This is a genomic window from Allobosea sp. 05T433, assembly GCF_056396065.1.
The window spans coordinates 20497-27399 of record NZ_JBFTKS010000049.1; the positions used below are offsets into that span (position 1 = coordinate 20497).

Annotated in this window: 7 protein-coding genes; 4 read left to right on the forward strand and 3 right to left on the reverse strand. The window is 59.5% G+C overall.

The features are described from left to right. Positions 1-224: 224 nt before the first annotated feature. The 3 genes from AC1DGP_RS33245 to AC1DGP_RS33255 form a co-directional block, all read right to left on the reverse strand. Entirely contained in the window at positions 225-1394 is a 1170-nt protein-coding gene (locus AC1DGP_RS33245; protein WP_476833137.1) for a zinc-dependent alcohol dehydrogenase, read from the reverse strand. A 421-nt stretch (positions 1395-1815) separates the two neighbouring features. Next, on the reverse strand, positions 1816-1986 hold the full coding sequence (locus AC1DGP_RS33250; RefSeq protein WP_476833138.1) for a hypothetical protein: 171 nt from the start codon (positions 1984-1986) through the stop codon (positions 1816-1818). A 400-nt stretch (positions 1987-2386) separates the two neighbouring features. Beyond that, positions 2387-3910 (reverse strand): FAD-dependent oxidoreductase, encoded by a 1524-nt coding sequence (locus AC1DGP_RS33255; RefSeq protein WP_476833139.1) that lies wholly within the window; start codon positions 3908-3910, stop codon positions 2387-2389. Positions 3911-4125: 215 nt separating this feature from the next. On the opposite strand from AC1DGP_RS33255, the gene AC1DGP_RS33260 reads away from it, so the two are divergent. The 4 genes from AC1DGP_RS33260 to AC1DGP_RS33275 all read left to right on the forward strand — a co-directional run bounded on the left by AC1DGP_RS33260 (position 4126) and on the right by AC1DGP_RS33275 (position 6702). Further along, positions 4126-4629, forward strand: coding sequence for a YciE/YciF ferroxidase family protein (locus AC1DGP_RS33260; RefSeq protein ID WP_476833140.1), 504 nt, complete (start codon positions 4126-4128; stop codon positions 4627-4629). 64 nt (positions 4630-4693) lie between these two features. Beyond that, positions 4694-5107: a low affinity iron permease family protein gene (locus AC1DGP_RS33265; protein WP_476833141.1), complete on the forward strand. Its 414-nt coding sequence runs from the start codon at positions 4694-4696 to the stop codon at positions 5105-5107. Positions 5108-5759: 652 nt separating this feature from the next. Beyond that, on the forward strand, positions 5760-6026 hold the full coding sequence (locus tag AC1DGP_RS33270) for a hypothetical protein (RefSeq protein WP_476833142.1): 267 nt from the start codon (positions 5760-5762) through the stop codon (positions 6024-6026). A gap of 145 nt (positions 6027-6171) precedes the next feature. After that, positions 6172-6702 carry a cysteine hydrolase family protein gene (locus AC1DGP_RS33275; protein ID WP_476833145.1) on the forward strand — a complete coding sequence of 177 codons (531 nt, stop codon included), beginning with the start codon at positions 6172-6174 and terminating at the stop codon, positions 6700-6702. Positions 6703-6903: the final 201 nt, after the last annotated feature.

Sequence of the window (6903 nt, forward strand, 5' to 3'; positions counted from 1 at the left end):
TAATGATATCGAAGGCCTATCAATAGGCGAAGGGATGCTGTGACCGCGACGGGTTGATCGGCCTCCACACCTCCTCGGGCAACGTGCGTAAAGCGGAAATCAGGCCCCGCTCCGAGGGCAGATTCGGCACCGAAAGGAAGTAGAAGAACGAAATACTCTCAGGATCGAGGCTTCTGCTGAAGTGTGCAACGCCTTTCCCTCCGGTTCGGAACGGGATGTCAAAACTACGGTCGCAAGAAAACCTTGATGACGCCGTCCTCCTTATCGCGGAACTTCTTGTACATTTCGGGCGCGTCCTCGAGGCTCGCTGGATGCGTGATGACGAAACTGGGGTCGATCTCGCCTGCCTCGATCTTCGCGAGCAGCGGCTTCGTATAGGCCTGGACGTGGGTCTGGCCCATCTTGAAGGTAAGGCCCTTGTTCATCGCGGCCCCGATCGGAATCTTGTCGGCCATGCCGACATAGACGCCCGGGATCGAGATTGTGCCCCCCTTGCGGCAGCACATGATGGCCTCACGCAGGACGTGGACGCGGTCCGTGGCAAGAAGGGTCGCTGCCTTGACCTTGTCGAGGATGGCGTCCGCCGTACCGTGGCCCGCGGCTTCGCAGCCCACGGCATCGATGCAACTGTCGGGTCCTCGGCCTTTCGTCCGCACCATCAGCTCGTCATAGACGTCGAACTTCGAGAAGTTGATGGTCTCGGCACCGCCGGCCTCGGCCATCGCCAATCGTTCCGAGACGTCGTCGATAGCGATCACCCGGCCGGCGCCCAGCATGAAGGCCGAGCGGATCGCGAACTGGCCGACCGGCCCGCAACCCCAGATCGCGACGGTATCGCCGTCCTGAATCTGGGCGTTCTCGGCAGCCATGTACCCGGTCGGGAAGATGTCGGAGAGGAACAGGGCCTGCTCGTCGGAAACACTGTCGGGGACCTTGATCGGGCCGATATCCGCCATGGGCACGCGCAGATATTCCGCCTGGCCACCGCTATAGCCACCCAGCATATGACTGAATCCGAACAATCCTGCGGGCGACTGGCCCATCGCCTTCGCTGCCATCTTGGCATTGGGATTGGTCCGATCGCAGGCTGAGAACATGCCGTGCCGGCAGAACCAGCAGTCGCCGCAACTGATTGTGAAAGGCACGACGACGCGGTCGCCTATCTTCAGATTGGTGACTTCAGAGCCAAGCTCAATCACCTCGCCCATGTTCTCGTGGCCGAGAATGTCGCCGCTCTCCATCGTCGGCTGATAGCCGTCGAGAAGATGCAGATCCGAGCCACAAATTGCGCAGCAGGTTATCTTGATCACTGCATCGCGGGGGTGCTCGATCTTGGGATCCGGGACTGTATCGACGCGAACGTCGCCCTTGCCGTGCCAGCATAATGCGCGCATCGGTTTGACTCCTCATACGAGTTCAGGTCGGGCAACCACATACCGACCACCATGCCCCCACAGGCAAACAGGCTCCGGAGGCAAGAGTTCCAGCAGGTACGGTTTTCCAGCCGCCGGTAATCTCCGCCAAAAAGGCGTGCGCCATCTGTCCGAAGGTGAAGACATGGCAGCCCGTTCCGTCGGCCGACGCTGGATCTGCTGCCGGTCCTCGCCTTCGATGGAGCCCGAATATCTTGAGGTACTCGCGAGGACGACGACGCTCACCGGTGCCAATAGCTTTGGCGGACAACGACGTTACCGTCGGGCACGATGACGGCGCGCAGCCGCTTTTCTGGCGAACGGGTTCCACGGCTCGCTGAGATAGACGATCACAACCTTCGAACCGCCCGTCGACGCGCCGAACTGGACGGCTCCGCCGATGTCAGTCCATTCGTGTGATCAACACCGCAGTGTGATCGATCTCGAAAGTGCGTTCGTCGACATAGGTCACCGGTGCTCCCGTATCGAGCGTGTAGGAAGTGCTGCGAAGCCCCGGATAAAGGCGCCAGATTATTACGGTGTGAATGTCCCCCTCCTCGTCCTCGCATGTCACTCGGGATAATTCCGTGGGCATGGCCGCGATTGACCTCGCTCGCGCCGGCGAAGACCTGCGATCCGACAGCCGGCTGGGTCTAAACTTCGAATGATTTAGCCTCGGCAAAGAACCCATTTTAGCACCTCGATGCTGCTGCTTGGCTTGAACCCAATCAGACGCCTGCAAGTTCCTTGCCCCCGGAACGATTCCAATCATCCGCGTGGTGGAGTAGTTGGGGCGCGCGCGCGTCATCTTGCGGACTCCCGCGAGCTGATACGTCGAGGGCGGGGATCACCCCTTACATTCGAACCTCCTAGGACGAGCGCGGTTGCTCTCGCGGAACGCTTGATGCCGTCGCATGCTCCACGGTTTGTGATGGAAGCGCGGTGATAATCGCAGACGCTCTATCGCGGATCATTCAGCTTTCGATCGCAGGGAGCGGAGCTATGGCTGGTCCGTTGAGGACACTGCCATCTGGTGCGAACTGGGAACCATGACAGGGGCAGTCCCAGCACCGCTCAAAAGAGTTCCACTGCAAGTGACAGCCAAGGTGCGTACAGGCCGCTGATCGTTCAAATAACTTCCCTTTGTCGTCGCGATACGCGGCGATCTTGGCTAGGCCGCGCCGGATGATTGCCCCTTGTCCGGGAGCCAATTCGTCGACCGAGCCAAGCTCACCCGGCGCCAGATACGACGCAGCATTTGCGAGGAGCGTTGCGTTCTCTGAAATGAAGCTTCCCGCCGCCTTGAGCGGCTTGCGCCCGGGATCGTAGACGGAGGCGTAAGGACTTTCCTCACCGGCTATCATCGCCGGGATGATCAAACTGGCGACGACGCCGTGGGTGATACCCTGGCCGGAGTCGCCGGTCGCGACGTAGACCCGTTTGTAATCCGGATCCAATCCAATGAACGCACAATAGTCGAGCGTGTCCATGACTTGTCCGGACCAGCGATGCGTTTCCTCACCGAGATTTGGCACCAACATCCGGATCCAAGATTCGAGAGCCACGAAACGCGCGGGCGCGTTGTCCGCTGCACCCGTTTTATGATCCTCGCCACCGACGATGAGGATGTCGCGACCATCGACGCCGGAAGTCAGGCGCACGTAGTGATAGGGATCGAGCGTGTCCCAGTACAACTGGTCTTCCACCTGTCCGCGCTTGAGGTCGAACGCCATCGCATAGGTGCGGTACGGAGCTTGTTTGGTGTGGAAGCCTACTGTCTGATGGATCGGCGAATTGGTCGCGACCACAGCATGCAGGGCCATTATGTGGTGACCATTCTCCAGCGTCACCTTAACGATGTCGCCTACTTCGTGGAGCTCATCGACAGCGGTGTTTGGATGAAGACGTCCGCCCTTTGCTTTGATCGCGTCGCAAAGACCATTCAAATATTTCAGAGGATGAAAGGTCGCCTGGTTGGGGTAACGGAGATAGGGCGTCGCCTCGAGTCCGTGGAGCGGGAGTCCTTTGTCGCGTTTGACGGCGACTTTTAATTCTTTGGCGGCATCGATTTCATCTTGCAGGACGTTCTCGTCGCTCGTCGGGTCGAGAAACAGGATGCCGTCGAGCCTCCGAAATTCACAATCGATGCTTTCTTTGGATTGGATTGTCTCGATCCGATCGACCGCAGCGCTCTGGCTGTCCTGGAACGTGCGGGAGAGTTCCGTCCCTCGCATTGAAATCAACTCAGCCAGGGAGTCGTCGCAAATGGGCGCCAGATGGGCTGTCGTTCGTGCGGTCATTCCGCCGGCAATCGCACCACGGTCCACAACGGCAACAGATCGTCCACGTTGCAGAAGCTCGTAGGCCACTGACAGACCGGCGATGCCGGCTCCGATTACCACCACGTCAATGGTGAGATCCTTACTGAGCGGTTTGGCATGGCTGGCAACCTTCACGTCCATCCAGACCGAACGGCTGTGCTCCTGCAACGCGTTCATCGGTAACCTCCACGCTCTGGGAGCAGGAACGTCACCCGTCGCATTTGGTTCGGCAGCCCGACGAGCTTCGCACAGACACCGAGATTGTTCGTGCACCGGACTGCCAAACCGCGGGCATGGGCGTTGGCCGCGAACACGTGATCGAACTGGAACAATCCCCTGCCGACGATGTTCGACCTGTCTCAAGGAAGCCTACCCAAACCAGGGAGACAGCCATGGCGGACGCCAAGACCCTCAATGACATGTTCATCGACATGCTCAAGGACGTTTATTACGCCGAGAAGCAAATTCTTCGCACGCTTCCGAAGATGGCAAAGGCAGCCAAATCCCAGGAACTGAAGGCCGCATTCGAAAAGCACCGGGAGGAGACGGAGGGACAAATCGAACGTCTGGCGCAGGTCTTTGAGATTGCCGGCAAAGCAGCCCGCGGCAAGACCTGCGACGCCATTCTCGGCATCATCGAGGAAGGCAAGGCGGTGATGGAGGATTATGACGGTAGCCCCGCCATGGACGCAGGCCTGCTCGCGGCGGCCCAGGCCGTGGAGCACTACGAAATCGCCCGGTACGGAACGCTGAAAGCCTGGGCCGGACAGCTTGGTCTCAAGGACGCCATAGGCCTCCTTGATCAGACTCTCACCGAAGAATCGAAAACTGACGAAGCCCTTTCGAAGCTCGCCGCGGCCTCAGTCAACACATCCGCCGTGGCGAAGGCCGCTTAGCCAATGTTTGGGGGCCCCGATATCCGGGGCTCCCGCCCTGACGATCAAGTAAAGCGAGTGCGCGATGGCAAACTATGAGGATTCACCGGCCGAACTTGGGAGGGGAGCCTCGCTGTTCACCCGCCTTTCCCAGACCACGGCGCGTTGGGCGGGAAAGCCCCAGACCTTCTTCGTCGCGCTCGGGGCCATTGTTCTTTGGGCACTTTCGGGCCCGATTTTCGGCTTCAACGACACCTGGCAGTTGGTGATCAATACCTCGACGACGATCGTGACCTTTCTGATGGTCTTCATCATCCAGAACAGCCAGAATCGAGACACCTGCGCTATGCAGATCAAGCTGGACGAACTGATCGTTCGCCTCGAAGGGGCCCGCGAGGAACTCCTCGACCTCGAAGAGCTGGACGAAGAGAAGCTCGAGGCGCTTCGCAATGATTTTGAGCGACGTGCCGAGCGCGCCCGGCGGCGGAACAACGGCTAATCAAGAAGGGCTGGCCCCAGATCAAAATGAGAAAGGGAGACCCGCCGCATCTCATTGTTTCGCGGAGGTGGAGTTGGGACGAGCCGGTGATCGGCGTAGAAGCATGGCACTAGCCATCACCTGAAGACGCGTGCGCTCCGATATTCAGTTTGGAAGGGTCGCGGGCCGGACGTGAGAACACGCTTGCGGGGAAGCGCCCCGCCCCACCCTGCAATCTTCCTACCAGCGCTCGGAATAATGCCGCCGGTAGCTCGGTAGTGCGTTCGTTTTTCTAGGTCGCGTTCCGCCGTTGTCCTCCCGGGTTGACCTGTTGGTGTTTCCTGGTTGGCAGCCGCCACGTCGCGCTCGTCCGCGGTTCAACATTCGGTCCGTTCACCGGTCAGTTGAATGCTCGCCCGATAGATGACGCCGCTGTTTTCCCTGCGTACGCTGACGGTGAACATCCGGAAGTCGCCGGACACCTGGAACTCCACCTGTGAGAGACGGTCGCGTAGTCGGAAAGCGAGCTGTCCTCACGCCATTTCGACCAAAGCGGGTTCCGCCGGGCTTCACGGCACCGCCAGATGTCCGGGATCGCGGCGGTTGATCAACTCGGAACTGTCTTCGACTCACCGAGTTGAAACGAAAATCCTCTTCGCCGGAGTCAAAACCGATGGAAAATCAAACCCATTTTTCGAGCTTCAAAGAAATGTCAGAGCACGCCGACGCTCTTAAGGATGATTTCGATCACGATGCGACCGGAGCCTCTGCCACTTTGTCACCTGATGGTGTGGGCACTGACCGTATGGCGGCAATCGGAAGGCAAGCGGCCAGCGAATTTCAACAACTAATAGAAGAGGAAATCCGAGCACGCCCCATGCGCGCGGTGGGATGGGCAACTGCCGCGGGACTCGTACTGGGCTTCCTGGTGGCGAGGTAAAGGTCTGCTCGGTCACCAGCGTGGAGTATGTCTCGCGCGAGTAGGTTTCCCCACCGGCTGGCCAAGTGCCCATGTGTAAGAGGTCAATGCTATGGGGGAGAGGTTACCTCCATTGACCGCGCGTGCGGTCCATATCTGCGTCGACATGCAGAGGTTGTTCTCGCCAGCTGGCCCGTGGAGTACGCCGTGGATGCCGAAGGTTTTACCCCAGTGCGTTGCTCTTTCTGCGCATTGCCCAGACGCGACGATATTCACAAGGTTCATCACGCCCCGAACTGAGGACGATGCGCGGGGCGCCTGGCGTGCCCTTTACAAGCGCTGGCCCGAGACGACGCAGCAACGGATCCACCCTAACTTGCTCGAACTCATGCCGGAGTTAGCACGTTTTACCCCCCCGGCGCGGGTGTTCGACAAGCCCGTATACTCTGGGTTCGCTGGGATCCGGCTCGTCAGATACCTCGAGGAAATCCAGGCTGACGTCGTCATCCTTTCGGGCGCGGAAACCGATATTTGCGTCCTGTCGACGGCGTTGGGAGCCGTGGATTATGGCTATCATGTTGTGATAGCCACCGACGCGGTGTGCAGCTCCTCGGACGCGGGCCACGATGCCCTACTGAAACTCTTTCATGAGCGCTTCAGCCAGCAGATTTCCGGCCGTAACGGCAGAAATTCTTGAAAACTGGCGGGCCCGGTGATGCAACTACCCCACGACCGCGCGGAAACGTGTCTAACAGGCTGTTGAAAAAGTCTGTAGCGGGGCGGCGTTTGGCGTGATTCACTCGGCTTGAGGAGTTGGCTGGGGGCATTTGATGCGCGGGTCGGATGAGCGCTCTGGATCGCTGTTTTCCTATGTGGATCTGGAGGCTCGGGTCGGAGT